We start from the raw sequence: 14,956 nt of genomic DNA on the forward strand, positions 1-14,956 counted from the left end.
TCCTTTACGACTAGAGTTGGGTGAATCCATGTCCAGCAACTAAGGAGCAGAAGAGGCAGTGGCCCCTAAGTCTGTCGTCGATACCGTCGCTAACCTGTGTAAGCGCAGGGGTTTTGTTTACCCTTGCGGTGAAATTTACGGCGGAACCCGCTCTGCGTGGGACTACGGTCCCCTCGGCGTCGAGCTGAAGGAAAACATCAAGCGTCAGTGGTGGAAGACCTTCGTTAACGGCCGCAAGGACGTCGTTGGCCTCGACTCGTCGATTATTCTGCCTCGCCAGGTCTGGGAAGCTTCCGGGCACGTCGCAACGTTCACTGACCCTCTGGTCGAGTCGCTGCACACCCACAAGCGCTACCGCGCAGACCACTTGCTTGAGGCATACGAGGCTAAGCACGGCCACGCTCCTGAAAACGGTCTTGCAGATGTTCCAGACCCAGAGACTGGCCAGCCAGGTAACTGGACCGAGCCACAGCTGTTCTCCGGATTGATGAAGACCTACCTTGGTCCAGTGGACAACGAGGTTGGCCTGCACTACCTGCGTCCAGAGACTGCTCAGGGCATTTTCGTGAACTTCAAGAACGTTATGACGACGTCGCGTATGAAGCCGCCATTCGGCATCGGCCAGACTGGTAAGGCATTCCGCAACGAGATCACCCCAGGTAACTTCATTTTCCGTACTCGTGAGTTCGAGCAGATGGAGATCGAGTACTTCGTGGCGCCGGACGATGCGCCTGAGAAGTTCGACGAGTGGGTAGACGCGTGCTGGAACTGGTTCATCGACCTTGGCGTGAACCCGGACAACATGCGCCAGTTTGATGTCCCAGACGACGAGCGCGCACACTACTCTGCACGCACCATCGACTTCGAGTACCGCTTCGGTTTCTCCGGCAACGAGTGGGGCGAGCTCATGGGTGTCGCTAACCGCACCGACTACGACCTCGGCTGCCACTTGGAGCACTCCACCGAAGACATGCGCTACCACGACCAGGTCACGGGTGAGAAGTACATTCCGTACGTTATCGAGCCTTCCTTCGGTCTGACTCGTGCACTCATGGCGTTCCTGTGCGACGCATACGAGGAAGAAGAAGTGCCAAACGCAAAGGGCGGCACCGATACTCGTACCGTGCTGAAGCTGGATCCGCGCCTGTCGCCAATCAAGGTTGCTGTGCTGCCACTGTCCAAGAAGGACACGCTGACCCCAACCGCGGAGGCTGTTGCTGACAAGCTGCGTGGCCTCTGGTCGGTGGACTACGACACCTCCGGCGCTATTGGTCGTCGTTACCGTCGTCAAGACGAGATTGGTACGCCATACTGCGTCACCGTTGACTTCGACACCCTCGAAGACAACGCTGTCACGGTCCGCGACCGCGACACCATGGCTCAGGAGCGCGTAGCTATCGACGAGCTGGAAGGCTACCTCGCACAGCGTCTGGTGGGCTGCTAATGAGCGATCACGAGGGCGATCACGAAGTCACGATGCCTGACGGTTCTCACGTCACATGGGAATCGTGGAGCTTGGGTGATCCGAAGAAGGACCGCACTCCGATTCTTCGCGAGAACCAGGTCGTCGGCGAGTACGTTCGCCACGACGGCAAGGACTCCATCGAAGCTAACGGAACGTGGGCTCTGCAGGCTGACGAAAACTCGCTTTCCGGCACGCTTCCCGACGGTCGTGTCTACTCGGCTACGTCGGCAGATGGCAAGAAGATTGCGCGTTCGAAGGCGATTAACGTTGACTTCGGCGACTCGTCGGCACGCATCGTGTGTGAAGGCTCGACCAACTACGTCATCGAAAATGACGCAGACAAGATCGGCCAGTTCACCGGCGCGAGCCGTGGTGTCCGCCATGCGGAGATTCAGTACGACACCGAAGTTGGTCGCGCGCTGCCGGATGAGCAGAAGATCTTCCTCGCGTGGACTGCCCGCCGGGTGCTGGAAGCACGTATGGTGTCGTCGACGTGGATTCTGACCATCTGTCTGATCCTGCTGATCGCCTACCTCGCGTGGGCGTGGGTGGCATAGGTCTGAGCGGAGAGAGGCGCAGATAATGTGGCTGCTTGATAACGCAACTGTCTACGAAGACGGGCAGCCACTCACCGCTGGGTGGACCATTGAGGGACGTGGCCAAGCGTTTCGCATCAGCGCACCTGATGTGGAATATGTCGCGCGTCCCGATGGTTTCCTCGCCACCAAAATGACCGTGTCTGGTCCCGCGGATTCCGTCCGCATCAAACGGCAAGGTCGCTCGTGGTTTGTACTTTACGACGACCACATGATCGCCAAATACTCAAAGAGTCGCTTCGTTGTCTTTGAGGAATCTGATCGGGTGCTTCCTACTCAGGACTTGCTGATCGCCGCAGCACTGGTGTGCTGGAAGATGGAGCACCCGGACGTTTACATCTGACTTACTTGCAAGTCTGTTTGGGGCCTATCGCTGACCTTCTTGCACTTATTGCCCGCCTTTTCACCTTTTGGTTCGCGCGCCAGAACCAACAAGTGAAGAAGCGGGCAATAGGTGGTTTGGTAGTGCGTTTGGGCTTAGAACCGCAGCGAGGTACCGGAGCCACCGCCTCCACTGAAGCCACCTCCGCCGAAGCCACCACCACCAAATCCTCCGCCACCAAAGCCGCCACCGCCGTTCATCATGCCACCGAGCACCATGCCAGCAATGAGCGCACCAGAGTCGCCTCCGCCACGTTGCTGGTTTCGGTAGTTGTTGATGTCCTGCTGCGCGCGCTTCGATGATTCGCGGGCAAGTCGTGCTGCCTCACGAGCCTCGTTAATGCCCGTGCGCGGGTTATTCTGTGGCGTATTGCCAGGTGTCACCGCAATGGTGTCTGCGACTGCGTAGTGTCGCTCTGCCTCTGCAAGCAAGGTACGGGCACGGGAGCCAACAATGCGGCGTCGGGTGCCAATTGTGTCACGCGCCGCGACAATCGCAGTCTGCGCATCAGCCAGGGAATTCTGCAGAGTTTGCATCGCGCGTGCGAATACCTGCGTGGCATCACGTGCCGACGCGAGATGCTCATCCAAATCAGCATCTGCCTCGGTCAACTCGGTCCAGGCAGACAACGGATCCGTGGAGCCGCGTTCTTCGGCGACGGCCAGGGCAGCGGTGCCAGCATCAATCGCAGAGCGAAGTGCGGTGCGGTCAAACTGAGCGGCTTCAGGAGTGCCAAGGAGATTGCGTGCTTCGTCAACCTCACCACGAACCTCAGCAACCAATGCTTCGAGGCCAGACACTGCCTGACTGATATTCGAATCCGCGTGTTCAATACCCGCAATGAGCTGGTCTGCCTGAGAGAGCGCCATGTCCGACTTCGCCAGCGCGTCCACCAGCCCAGCCTGTTCGCCAGCAGGACGCTCCAAGATACTGCGAGCTTCATCGATAGACTGCTCGGCCATATTCACATGCTCGGTGGCCATGTCGATGTTGTCGGCGATGGAGGTGAGCATCGTCGCGTCGTAACGCGCGCGCAGACTGTCCAGCACCGTGGCAGCCTTCGGGATGCGCGTGCGCAGGTCAATGGTGCGCTGGGTGTAGCGGTCGAGAGTCTCGGGCGCGTTCATGAGCTGCTCGCGCATTTCGCGGTAACGGTCGGCCTCAGCGTCGAGCTGATCGTCGGCGACACCACACGTGGAGACGATTTCCAACAGCATCGAGCGACGCTCAGATTCTGACATGGAGCGGTGGCTATCTACACGCTGGCGCATCTGGAAAGCCTTGTCTAGAGTGCGCTGCGAGTTTGCCAGGGCCTGTTCAAGATCGCGCACACGTGCGTCACCGAACTCGTTGCGGGCCATCTCCAGTTCGGATTGGGCCTTGCGGATCGACTCGTCCGTAGAGACCAGTTCTTCCTGCGCCAACGTGTCCAACGCGTCGGTGCTGAGTTCCCCAAGCGCATTGACATCTGCTGGGTTAATTGCGCGACCCTCGACAACTTCCTGAGCAGTGCGCTTCTTCTTGTTACGACGAGCCCACAGCAGGCCACAGCCACCCAATACAGCCGCGCCACCAAGCCCCGCGCCAAGACCAACGACACCAGTGGCGTCGCCACCACTTTGCTGGACTGCAGCGTTGCCAGCTCCGAACCAATCGTCGTTTGTCAGGGGAGCGTAGACGGCATCCGAGAGCTGGTCGACGGAGGCTGGATAGTCATCGCCAGCCCAAATGCCGAGGTTTCGTTCCTCGGTAGCAATGGCTACGACGGCGGTGTTGCTGGTGCTGCCTTGGGCGTCGTAAAGCGCCTTGGCCCATTCTTCACCGGACATGCCGTCGAAAGTCCTGACGTAGGCAACGAACAGCACTGCCTTGGAGTCAGCCTGATTCTCCTTGATGCGCGCTTCTAGGTCGGACTTCTGCGATGATGTCAACACACCGGCGGTATCAAGCACAGTGCCCGGAAAACTGTCAGGCGCTTCGGCGACGGCGGTCGGCGCGAAACTATCGAGATCAACGCTAACAAGACCAACGCTGGCCGGACCGAGTGTGACCAGGACTCCGGCGCAGACGCCGGCACAAAGGGCTGCTGCAGTTCTCTTAGGGCTCATGCTTTCTAAGATACCTACCTCGGTCGCCGTGTCGTGGAGCGCAAAGGCGCGTGCGCCAGCCACAATGGGGAGGTGACTGCTTTGTTCGCCTATTCTCCGTCCGATTTCGAGCGCATTTTGCAGGAAGGTAAGAAAGAGTCTTTACTTCCTGGTTCGGAATCGGTGGAGGCTCATCGCGGTGATTTTTCCCGAGACCGCGCTCGCGTGCTTCATTCAGCTGCTTTACGACGACTCGCCGATAAGACCCAGGTCGTCGGTCCGCGGGAAGGGGACACGCCGCGAACACGTCTGACTCATTCGTTGGAAGTGGCGCAGATTGCGCGTGGCATTGCGGGAGATTTGGGTGCGGATCAGGACCTCGCCGAGTTGGCTGGGTTGACGCACGATATTGGGCATCCGCCGTATGGGCATAACGGCGAGCGGGCGTTGAACGAGATCGCAGCAGGCTGCGGTGGTTTCGAGGGCAATGCGCAGACGCTGCGCATTCTGACCCGATTGGAACCGAAAATCCTGGACGATACCGGCTACCCGTGTGGTTTGAATCTGACACGGGCTGCTCTTGATGCTGCGTGTAAATACCCGTGGACTGCATACGACAGCGAGGGTAATCTCCGCCCGAAGTACGGCGCCTACATGGAAGATGCGCCGATTCTGCAGTGGATTCGCTCGGGCGCTCCATATGGTCAGCAGTGTTTGGAAGCTCAGATCATGGACTGGGCTGACGACGTGGCCTATTCGGTGCACGATGTCGAAGACGGCATCGTGTCGGGCCGCGTTGACCTCGGCGTGCTGTGGGACATGGTTGAGTTGTCGAACCTCGCTGACAAGGGTGCCAAGGCATTTGGCGGTGACCCTGCCGAACTGGTGGAAGCAGCCGGGCGGCTGGCCGGGCTTCCTGTCGTGGCGCACGCAGCTTCCTACGATGGATCTTTCGAAGCTCATGTCGCCTTGAAGCGGATGACTTCGGAGCTGGTTGGTCGCTTCGTTACCGCATCGGTGGCGGGTACCCGCAAGGCAGCGAACACGGATATGCCGCTGGGGCGCTATGACGCTAACCTTGCCGTTCCTGCGTCAATTCTCGCTGAAGTCACCATGCTCAAAACCATCGCTGTGTTGTACGTGATGGATTTGCCGGCGCATCTTCGTCGTCAAGATCGTGAACGCGACCGCTTGCACCGGGTCGCCGAGTACTTAAAGGAAGGCGCGCCGGGCGCTCTTGATCCGATGTTCCGGTGGCTGTACGAGCAAGCGGATTCGGATGCTGGGCGACTGCGCGTCATCGTGGATCAGTTGGCGTCGATGACGGAGTCGCAGGTTGAACAGCTAGACCATCGCATCGCGGGATTCACTGCGGCCTGGGGCTGATGGAGGCTTAGGCTGGCGCGAGTTCTGTAAACCCGCGCCTATTCTTCTGCGTCTGGAATTTCGCAGAAGCTTTCGAAGTGATCGTCGGTGTAGTACCAGACATCTGGGTCATCTTCGGTGCCACCGCCCACCACGATGCGTCGCGCACCGCGGTGATTGATGCCTGGCGTTTCCACGGTGTATTCGCGGTAGTAGCTGCTCTTTTCCTTTGGCAGAACATTCTCGTAGTTGCCGAAGTGCTTGCCATCGTGCTGTGAGTAAATATGGTCTTGATCAGCGAGAATTCGGTCGATGACCTCGTCTGCTTCTTCTGGTAGCTCGGTGACTGGGCAGGTATCGCTTGACGACGATCCCTGCTGATTCGACTTCCTATCATTGGCCGGCTTGTTCGTTTCCTGGCCCTTGGTTTTGCCTGTTGGCTGGCCGGTTGTCTGGTTTGCGTTTTGACCAGAGTCGGTAGAGGTATCCGTGTTACCCGATGTTGTGGAGTCGGTGCCCTCTAGTCCAAAGTACGAACCTGCAATAACCAGTGCTGCGGCACCCAAGCCGCCAGCGATCTTCTTCCACGAATTCTCAGCCATGAGTCTATGTTCTCATGAAGGTCGGATTGGCTCCGCGATCTGCCCCTCGCCAGGTGCCCGCAGTAAAGGGCGCGTGCATAGCGCTAAGGTAGTGCTCATGGCTAGGGGACGTATTCCGGACAGTGATATCGCTGCAATTCGCGAAAACACTCCGATCGAAGAGATCGTGGGTGACTACGTTCAGCTCAAACCTGGCGGTGCAGATTCCCTCAAAGGATTGTCGCCTTTCAAGGACGAGCGCACCCCGAGTTTCCATGTCCGTCCGAATCATGGGTACTACCACTGCTTTTCCACAGGCAAAGGTGGCGACGTGTTCAGCTTCCTCATGGAAATGGAACACCTCACATTTCCGGAAGCCGTGGAAGCATGCGCCGAGAAAATCGGATACCGCATTAACTACGAAGGTGGCGGCACGGGTCGTCGTGAAGAACCTGGTACTAGGCAGCGATTGATCGCTGCGAATCGTGAAGCGCAGAAGTTCTATGCGGAGCAGTTTGGCACGCCGGATGCGGCGACGGCGCGGAAGTTCTTGGCAGACCGTGGGTTCACACCGGAGCATGCCAAGCAATTCGGATGTGGTTACGCGCCGGCTGGTTGGGATACGCTGACCAAGCATTTACAGCGTCTAGGCTTCAGCTTCGACGAGTTGGAAAAGGCCGGCTTGTGCAAGATGGGTCGGCAGGGGCCGATTGACCGTTTCCACCGGCGACTGCTCTGGCCGATCCGCAACATGAGCGGTGATGTGATCGGGTTTGGTGCGCGCAAGCTTTTTGACGATGACAAACTCGGCAAATACATGAATACGCCTGAGACGATGCTGTACAAGAAGTCGAAGGTCCTATTCGGCCTGGATCTGGCGAAGCGCCATATCGCGGAGGGGCACCAGGCGGTCATCGTCGAGGGCTATACCGATGTGATGGCGATGCACGCGGCTGGTGTGCCGACCGCTGTCGCGTCGTGTGGCACGGCTTTTGGCGACGAGCACTTGCAGCTGCTGCGCCGGCTGATGCTCGATGACAGCTTCTTTCGTGGCGAGCTGATTTACACCTTTGATGGAGACGAAGCAGGGCAGAAGGCTGCCATGCGCGCTTTTGAAGGTGAGCAGAATTTCACCGGCCAGTCGTATGTGGCGGTCGCCCCGGAGGGCATGGACCCGTGTGATCTGCGCATGGAAAAGGGCGAGGCAGCGGTGTGTGACCTCGTGGCTAATCGAGTGCCACTGGTCGAGTTCGTGCTGCGCACGTTGTTGAAGGACTTCGACCTGACCACCGCGAATGGCCGCGTTGAGGGGCTGCGTCGCGTGGTTCCGGTCATTGCGCAGATCCGCGATTCCTCTCTGCGAGATGAATATGCCCGCGAAGTCGCCGGCTGGGTCGGCTGGAACGATGAAGCTGAGCTGGTGCAGCGGGTGCGCAACGAGGCGCGTCGACCCGCCGATCCAAAGAAAGCTTTACGACGCACCCCTGCATCAGCTGGGTCCGCTCGGGCGGGTGCTGGAGCCGGGGCCGGGTCCCAGAAGCCGACCTTGCCGTATCCGAATCCGCGCGATCCCGTGTTGCATGCGCAGCGTGAGGCGCTGAAACTTGCGATTCAAGAACCGGTGCTTACTGGCCCTGTTTTTGATGCGCTCGCTCCAGAGACATTTGGGCATCCGACGTACCGGGCTGTTTTCGACGCTATTCAGGCTGCTGGCGGTGTGGCTGCTGCTGCGGGTGGCGTAGCTGCGGCTGGCGGCGCAGGCGTTGACGGTGTCGGCGGCGCGAAGTGGGTCGCCGATATTTCGGCGGGGACGTCGGATGCGATGGCGCGTCGTCTAGTTACCGAGTTAGGCGTCGAACCAATTCATGTGGACTACGAAGCGCTGCGTGGCTATGCCTCCGCGGTGCTGGCGCGCTTGCAGGAAGTGTGGGTGGGCGATCAGATTGCTCAGGTGAAAGCGCTGCTGTCGCGGATGCGCCCAGCGGACGATGAGGCCGGTTACCGACAGTTGTTCGCCGACCTCCTTGCGTTGGAGGAGTATCGCCGCGAGTTGCTGGCGGAAGCTGTGCAAGTGCCGACGCTGGAGTAGGTGACTCACTTTCATTCTTGTAATTCGGGACGGGGTGTTTATGGCTGAACGCTCAGTGTTGGTCGGGAAAATATGGTGTTTAACCAGCGGATTTGTTTCGTTGAAGGGTGCTAGGTAAAGTACTGAGTCGTTGCAAGGGAACACCGCGCATAGCAGTGTGAACACGCAAAGCGCATTCCTCCATAGCTCAATGGCAGAGCATTCGACTGTTAATCGAAGGGTTGCTGGTTCGAGTCCAGCTGGAGGAGCAAATACACCAGGTCAGGGAAGTTTCCCGGCCTGGTTTTTTCGTTGTGTGGGGGCAAATTGTCCGAACAGTGAATATGGTTAAATTATGGATTCTTTAATCCCTCAAGAGGGGCCTCGTGCACGCGCCCGAACTCTGGTGACGGCTTTTTCCATCGTCTTCCTGTTAGCCCTGGTTTGGGAGTTGATCGGCCAGTTCCTCTTGCCAGACGCTAATCTCGCTTACACCTCAGGCGTGATCGTGTGGTCGCTGACGATCATCATTCCCGCCCTGATCGTTGGTCTGGCTACACACCTGCTCGGCTGGCCTTATGTCCGGGTCTGGCGGTGGACACTCATCTTGGTCGGCGCGCTCGCTTGCGTTGTGCTTCAAACCGCACTCATGGTCTATGTCTTTGCGACGACTCCGCCCGACGGACAAGACGGCCTGATCGTGGCGTATGTCGTGTTTGTCCACCCAATGCTCATCCTGGTTGGCAGCTGGATAACAGTTCTGATCGCCGATTTTGCTCGTGGCCTGGGCAGGCACAAGCAAAATTCTTCACAAGCACTTTCACTCAAACCTGCTCCGACCCATCACGGCGATTGATATATTGACACACATATCCAATTGTGTCCCAGCCCACACAGGAGTCACTGCGATGGCCTTCACTCCACACCAATTGAAAAAGTACATGCAGTTCTGGCCACCGTTCCTCGGGGCGGGAATCAAGGTCAAGGAGTTCGCTGATGATGGCTCACGAGTCGTCGTCACGCATCGCCTTGGAAAGTTCACACAAAATGCGGTTGGGACTGCGTTTGGTGGCACGATTATGTCGATGACTGATCCGTTTTACATGCTGGCATCGATGGCTCGGCTCGGGCGCGAGTACAACGTGTGGGACGTGAAAGCGGAAGTTGAGTTTGTGAAACCGGGGCGGGGAACGATCTCGGCGGACATGCGCATTGATGATGAGACGTATGAGCTCATCAAGGAAAAGACCGCTGGCGGTGACAAGTACCTGCATTGGTTCGAGACTGCCGTGACCGATGAAGAAGGGGATACGGTCGCGAAAGTGCGACGGCAGGTCTATTACCGGCGGAAGAAGCGCTAGGCACTGGCTCCCGTAAACACGCCCGCCTTTCGCACGGCAGGCAATTTGTCACCCCTCTCTTTACACTGTGCTTGTACGTACGCTTGTCATAGAGGGGCAATTAAAGGTACTGGTGTGAATACTGATCGAACAGGCGCCAGCAAGCCAACTGGCGCAACTAATAACGAGCAGTCGACGTCGGCGCACAACAACGCTTCCCGCTTGGATCGTGCCCGCGGATGCCTCCTCGGTCAGTTCATCGGTGATGCACTCGGCGCTCCAGTTGAATTCAAAACCGCAGAACAAATCAAGGCCGAGTTCCCAGACGGCGTTCGAGACATGGCAATCCCGGATCCATGGGGACGCATTCCAGGGCAAGTCACCGATGATTCTCAAATGGCCATGATGCTTGCCCGCAGTATCGACGCACTCGGTACTTTTGATCCCGCAGACGTGTTCAACCGCTATCAGTACTGGTACTCCACAAACCCCATCGACATCGGTAATACCTGCAAACTGGTCCTCTCCGGCGAAGGATTCAACCCGCATTCCGAAGCCAACGGCACGGTCATGCGAGTAAGCCCACTGGGTATTTACTGCGCACGCGACAATATCTCCACCGTGCAGGCTGTCACCTTCGCCCACGAAGAAGCCGCGCTCACGCACCCGAACCATGTTGTTCTCGACGCCAACGCCACGTTTACCGTCGGCATCGCAACCGCAATCCGCACCGGGGATCCGCAGGCCACGACCAACGCCATGGTCGACACCGCCCAGACTCCCGAAATTAACCGTGCACTTGACGACGGTCTCCGCGGAACCTACGACGTCTACGCCGAGCACATTGGTTGGGTCAGGTTGGCGTTGGGGCTGGCCGTCGCAAAGCTCAAAGCTGTCGCCGAGGGAACGCTGACACCGGCAGAAGCTGTTGTCGAGGCAATCGGCTTCGGCGGTGACACCGACACCAACGCGGCGATTACGGGTGCGCTCGTCGGAGCGGTTGGGGGAGAATCCGTGTGGCCTCGCGAATGGGTGGACACCGTCCTCAACGCGGAGCCAGAGCTGCCCGAGGTGTTCTGGGCGCATGACCTACGCGGGCTAGCGGCGCGGTTGGTGGGGCACTAAATCTGCCCAGTTGTCTCCGTCAGATACTCCAGGATTGCCCGCACACGGCGATTTTCTTCGCCAGGCTGCAGACGAAGCTTCACAAAAATATTGGACACATGCTTCGCCACACTCGCCGCTGACAACACCAACGTCTCTGCGATCTGCGTATTCGACAACCCTCGAGCCATGAGTTCGAGTACCTCACGCTCACGCGCCGTGAGCTCTGCCAACCCGGAATGACCTGACCGCATCAGCGCCGTCGCCACATCAGGGTCAATGACCACGCCACCGCCCGCGACCACGTCGAGGGAGCCAAGAAAATCAATGACGTGCGAAACCCTGTCTTTCAACAAATAGCCAGTTCCCGCACGGTTTTTATCGCCCGAAAACAACTCACGTGCATACGCCGGCGCAACGTACTGCGATAGCACCAGCACATTCAAATCCGGGTACGTTTCACGCAGCTCCACTGCAGCACGCAAACCATCGTCCTGCATTGTTGGCGGCATCCGCACATCGGTAATCACCAAATCCGGCAACGTCCCCGTCGCCTCCCACGCGGAATCAACTGCCTCGACGAGGGCATTCGCAGAGTCAACCTTGGCTAAAACCTCATGGCCGCGCTTTTCGACGAGCCCCGCAACGCCCTCCCTCAGTAGCGCTGAATCATCGGCGATAATGATTTTCACTGGGATTCTCCTGGGGTTGGCGGGGTAGCGCTGCCTGTGGTGGCACGGTCGGTATCGTCCCTGCCACCAGCGCCATCGGCGATGCCACTCTCGCCGCGATTCAACAGCAGTGGAATTTTGGCAGCAATCCGCGTTGGGCCACCAACAGGCGAGTCGATGGTTACCTCTCCATCGAAAGCTGCGAGCCGTTCAGTCATGCCGGATATGCCATGTCCGCGCACCACCTTGGCACCACCCGGGCCTTGATCCATCACTGAAATATGTAACCGGTCATCGCTAGTTAGCAGCACTGACACTGGTGCATCAGGGGCGTGCTTTGCTGCATTCGTCAGAGACTCTGTGGCAAAGAAATAGGCCGCGGCCAGCACATTGGGGTCGATTGTCGGCAACGGATGCGGGCACTGCACCGTCACATGCGGGCCGTATCCCTCGGCGACCTCTTCAAGCGCAGCTGCCAGTCCGCGATCCCGCAGAACTTGTGGGTGGATGCCGTGAACGGTGCGTCGTAAAGCAGTAAGGCCTTCTTCCAATCGCGCGCGAGTCTCTGCAATGAGTGACATCAGCTCATCGTTGCCGGTATCCATGGCTTCGAGTTCGGCCTCTCCGAGTTTCAATGCAGCGGCGACGAAGTACTGCTGTGCACCATCGTGGAGATCATTTTCGATGCGGCGACGCTCAACTTCGTAGGCCTGAGCGATAGAGCGCCGGGACTCGGTCAGCTCTGCGATTCGGGCGACCGCCATCTCCTCGTACGTCGTCCCTGATGGAAGACGGTCGCGACTCAGCGACTTGCGAGAGAGCGAATTGCGAGGCAACGAACCACGGGACGGCGCATCGTCGGAATAGCGATCGTGCTGACGACCCCAGCCCAGCAACTCCCGCAATGACTTCATAGTCGCCATGATACGAAGTTCAACAAGAGCACGATAGTCCGTCGCGAAGTAGGAGGGTAGTGCCAGCACTACCGTAAGTTGGTTTCTAGCACTGTCGTTTTACGCTGTGCGAACAGGTGAAATAGGGAACATGAGCACAGAAACAACAACACGAAACCAGGGCGCGACTGGGGCAGGCGCCGTGGTTCTGCAGGACATCACAAAGTCGTTCAACAACTCGCCAGTACTGACTGGCATCTCGCTGACCATCCAACCCGGCGAGACTGTCGCCATCATGGGCCCATCCGGCTCCGGCAAGTCCACACTGCTGCATTGCATGTCCGGAGTCCTCGTTCCAGATGCGGGCAAAGTCTTCCTCGGGGACACCAACATCAGCTACCTCAGCGACGCTAAGCGGTCGGCGCTTCGCTTAAACAAATTCGGCTTCGTTTTCCAGGACGGACAGCTACTGCCTGAACTGACCGCACGCGAAAATGTTGCATTGCCAGCAATTCTGCGAGGTGAGCCCAGGGGAGCCGCGCTGAAAGCTGCCGACGATATGCTGACCCGCCTTGGCCTCGGCGATTTGCTTGGGCGTCGTCCCGGCAAGATGTCTGGTGGCCAAGCGCAGCGCGTCGCTATTGCCCGCGCCATCGCTACGAAGCCACAAGTGATCTTTGCCGACGAGCCAACAGGTGCCCTCGATCAGCAGACCGGCCACGAAGTGATGCAGCAACTCATCGCCGTCGTGGAACAGGCTGGTTCCACACTGATTATGGTGACGCACGACGCGAAGGTTGCCAACTGGTGCCAACGTCGGGTGGAGATCCGTGACGGCATTATTCACGACGATCGGATGCTCGCCGGAGCGGGCGCCCGCAGCGTACTCAACAGCCGTTCAGCCGAAAGGGTGAACTAGGCATGACAACAGCTCAGCTCACTCGAACTGATGTCACGCGCATCCCAACTAAAGCTCTCGTTGATCTCGGTGTCTCCTTCCAACGCGCTGGCCGCGAAAGTAAGACCGGAAGCCGCTGGTTGTCTACTCTCGCCGTTCTCGCAGTCACCGTGAGCACCTGGGCGATCATGATTGTCGCCGGTGGAACATGGATGTTTGTCGAACGGTGGCGCGATCCCATCCCAGAACTCGAGCCACTCAAATCACAAGGCGTCTTGGAGTTCTACGTCTTTCTCGCGCTCGTCGCCTGCGTGTTCGTCATCCCCACAACCATGTCCCTGATTGCGCAGTCGGCTGTGTTGGGCGCATCCGGAAGGGAACAACGCTTGGCGACGCTCCGCCTTTTAGGCCTTTCCAACGGTGCCGTAACCCGCATGACCATGGTGGAGACAGCCGGACAGGCGCTGCTCGGAATCGCACTCGGCACCATCTTGTCTGTCGCAACAGCCCCATTCTGGGCCTTGCTAACTTTCCAGGACGTACGCATTTCCACGTGGGAAGTCCTATTGCCGTGGTGGGGCTACCCAGTTGTGTGGTTCATCGTCATGCTGCTGGCACTGGTGGCATCGGTTATTGGTTTGAAGCGAGTATTGGTGACACCTTTGGGCGTGTCCAAGCGTGATATTCCAAAGGCATTGAAGTGGTGGCGGGTCATTGCCTTTGCGGTCATCGTTGGCGCAGGTGTCATGTACGTCAACACTTTCGACCCATCGGCAGAGCTCGCCTCTTCGGAGATTTTCGGCTTCGTCTTTTTGGCTCTCGTACTGTTTGTCATGGTCAGCTCTGTCAATATCATCGCGCCATTCATGCTGCAGGTACTTGCATGGGTATCTCGCATTGTGCCTGGCAAGACTGCTTTTGTAGCGACTCGTCGAGTGGCAACGAATGGCAAAGAGGCATGGCGTCGCGTCAGCGCAATGACATTCCTGGGTGTTTTGCTGGGCTACATCACTTTGATGCCGATGGACGGTGATGAACAGTTCGGTGATCTCGCGATCCAGCGCGATTTGGTCCCAGGTGTGGCAATTACGTTCATTGTCGGATTCATCATCATGCTGATGTCGACGCTGCTGAACCAAGCCTCGACCGTGTATGAACAAGCACCGCTAACCCGGGCGCTGGACTTCATTGGTACGCCGTTTGCGTTCCACCGCAGCGTGGCCATCCAGCAGATCTTTGTGCCGATGCTCGTGATGGGCGCACTCGGCTTTGCCTTCGGGTACAGCATTGGTTACCTCACATTCGGTCAGTTCGCCGAAGACACGTTCACCATGCGTAGCGTCGTTATCATCGGCATATTCCTCGCCAGCATCGTGATCGCGACACTAATGACAGCAGCAGTCGATCCGCTGCGGAAGCAAATTATTGGCCGACAGGTTCGTCGTAACGATTAGCCACAGCGATTAACCTGTGCGTTCCGGGGACGTGGCGCGAAACGGTGTTCGC

The 14,956-nt window shown here is 58.3% G+C and carries 14 protein-coding genes and 1 tRNA gene; 11 read left to right on the top strand and 4 right to left on the bottom strand.

Annotation, left to right across the window (positions count from 1 at the left end; genetic code table 11):
• Positions 1-58: 58 nt before the first annotated feature.
• From WG934_RS07690 to WG934_RS07700, 3 genes are read left to right on the top strand one after another with little or no spacing between them, the layout of a single operon-like run.
• Complete coding sequence (locus WG934_RS07690) at positions 59-1,444, top strand: glycine--tRNA ligase (RefSeq protein WP_339979518.1); 1,386 nt, start codon at positions 59-61, stop codon at positions 1,442-1,444.
• Positions 1,444-2,022 (top strand): hypothetical protein, encoded by a 579-nt coding sequence (locus tag WG934_RS07695; protein WP_339989554.1) that lies wholly within the window; start codon positions 1,444-1,446, stop codon positions 2,020-2,022. The genes WG934_RS07690 and WG934_RS07695 overlap by 1 nt, the downstream gene beginning before the upstream one ends.
• 25 nt (positions 2,023-2,047) lie before the next feature.
• Positions 2,048-2,404, top strand: a complete 357-nt coding sequence (locus WG934_RS07700; RefSeq protein WP_339989556.1) for a hypothetical protein — start codon at positions 2,048-2,050, stop codon at positions 2,402-2,404.
• Between the two features lie 134 nt (positions 2,405-2,538).
• On the opposite strand, the gene WG934_RS07705 is transcribed toward WG934_RS07700, so the two are convergent.
• A complete protein-coding gene (locus tag WG934_RS07705; RefSeq protein ID WP_339989557.1) occupies positions 2,539-4,551 on the bottom strand; it encodes a TPM domain-containing protein in 2,013 nt (670 codons plus the stop codon).
• A gap of 81 nt (positions 4,552-4,632) precedes the next feature.
• On the opposite strand from WG934_RS07705, the gene WG934_RS07710 reads away from it, so the two are divergent.
• Positions 4,633-5,916: a deoxyguanosinetriphosphate triphosphohydrolase gene (locus tag WG934_RS07710; RefSeq protein ID WP_339989635.1), complete on the top strand. Its 1,284-nt coding sequence runs from the start codon at positions 4,633-4,635 to the stop codon at positions 5,914-5,916.
• A gap of 38 nt (positions 5,917-5,954) precedes the next feature.
• Here the strand turns inward: WG934_RS07710 and WG934_RS07715 are convergent, their stop codons facing one another.
• The gene (locus WG934_RS07715) at positions 5,955-6,497 is read right to left on the bottom strand and encodes a ribonuclease domain-containing protein (RefSeq protein WP_339979527.1); all 543 of its coding nucleotides are present in this window, start codon (positions 6,495-6,497) and stop codon (positions 5,955-5,957) included.
• A 97-nt stretch (positions 6,498-6,594) separates the two neighbouring features.
• On the opposite strand from WG934_RS07715, the gene dnaG reads away from it, so the two are divergent.
• The 5 genes from dnaG to WG934_RS07740 all read left to right on the top strand — a co-directional run bounded on the left by dnaG (position 6,595) and on the right by WG934_RS07740 (position 11,009).
• On the top strand, positions 6,595-8,565 hold the full coding sequence (gene dnaG / locus WG934_RS07720) for a DNA primase (protein ID WP_339989558.1): 1,971 nt from the start codon (positions 6,595-6,597) through the stop codon (positions 8,563-8,565).
• A gap of 176 nt (positions 8,566-8,741) precedes the next feature.
• Positions 8,742-8,813 (top strand) — tRNA-Asn (locus WG934_RS07725).
• A gap of 86 nt (positions 8,814-8,899) precedes the next feature.
• The gene (locus WG934_RS07730) at positions 8,900-9,400 is read left to right on the top strand and encodes a hypothetical protein (protein ID WP_339989560.1); all 501 of its coding nucleotides are present in this window, start codon (positions 8,900-8,902) and stop codon (positions 9,398-9,400) included.
• A 52-nt stretch (positions 9,401-9,452) separates the two neighbouring features.
• The gene (locus WG934_RS07735) at positions 9,453-9,905 is read left to right on the top strand and encodes a DUF4442 domain-containing protein (RefSeq protein WP_339989561.1); all 453 of its coding nucleotides are present in this window, start codon (positions 9,453-9,455) and stop codon (positions 9,903-9,905) included.
• Positions 9,906-10,019: 114 nt separating this feature from the next.
• Complete coding sequence (locus tag WG934_RS07740) at positions 10,020-11,009, top strand: ADP-ribosylglycohydrolase family protein (protein WP_339989563.1); 990 nt, start codon at positions 10,020-10,022, stop codon at positions 11,007-11,009.
• Here WG934_RS07740 and WG934_RS07745 read toward each other — a convergent pair.
• Both WG934_RS07745 and WG934_RS07750 read right to left on the bottom strand, forming a co-directional pair.
• A complete protein-coding gene (locus WG934_RS07745; RefSeq protein WP_339989565.1) occupies positions 11,006-11,680 on the bottom strand; it encodes a response regulator transcription factor in 675 nt (224 codons plus the stop codon). The genes WG934_RS07740 and WG934_RS07745 overlap by 4 nt on opposite strands.
• Positions 11,677-12,423 (bottom strand): sensor histidine kinase, encoded by a 747-nt coding sequence (locus tag WG934_RS07750; protein WP_339989637.1) that lies wholly within the window; start codon positions 12,421-12,423, stop codon positions 11,677-11,679. Before WG934_RS07750 ends, WG934_RS07745 begins: the two co-directional genes overlap by 4 nt.
• Before the next feature lie 280 nt (positions 12,424-12,703).
• Between WG934_RS07750 and WG934_RS07755 the strand changes: the two genes are divergently transcribed.
• Both WG934_RS07755 and WG934_RS07760 read left to right on the top strand, forming a co-directional pair.
• Positions 12,704-13,471 carry an ABC transporter ATP-binding protein gene (locus WG934_RS07755; RefSeq protein WP_339989567.1) on the top strand — a complete coding sequence of 256 codons (768 nt, stop codon included), beginning with the start codon at positions 12,704-12,706 and terminating at the stop codon, positions 13,469-13,471.
• Positions 13,472-13,473: 2 nt separating this feature from the next.
• Positions 13,474-14,904 (top strand): FtsX-like permease family protein, encoded by a 1,431-nt coding sequence (locus WG934_RS07760; RefSeq protein WP_339989569.1) that lies wholly within the window; start codon positions 13,474-13,476, stop codon positions 14,902-14,904.
• Positions 14,905-14,956: the final 52 nt, after the last annotated feature.

It is taken from the genome of Corynebacterium sp. H78 (assembly GCF_037572275.1).
In the GTDB taxonomy this organism is placed as follows: domain Bacteria; phylum Actinomycetota; class Actinomycetes; order Mycobacteriales; family Mycobacteriaceae; genus Corynebacterium.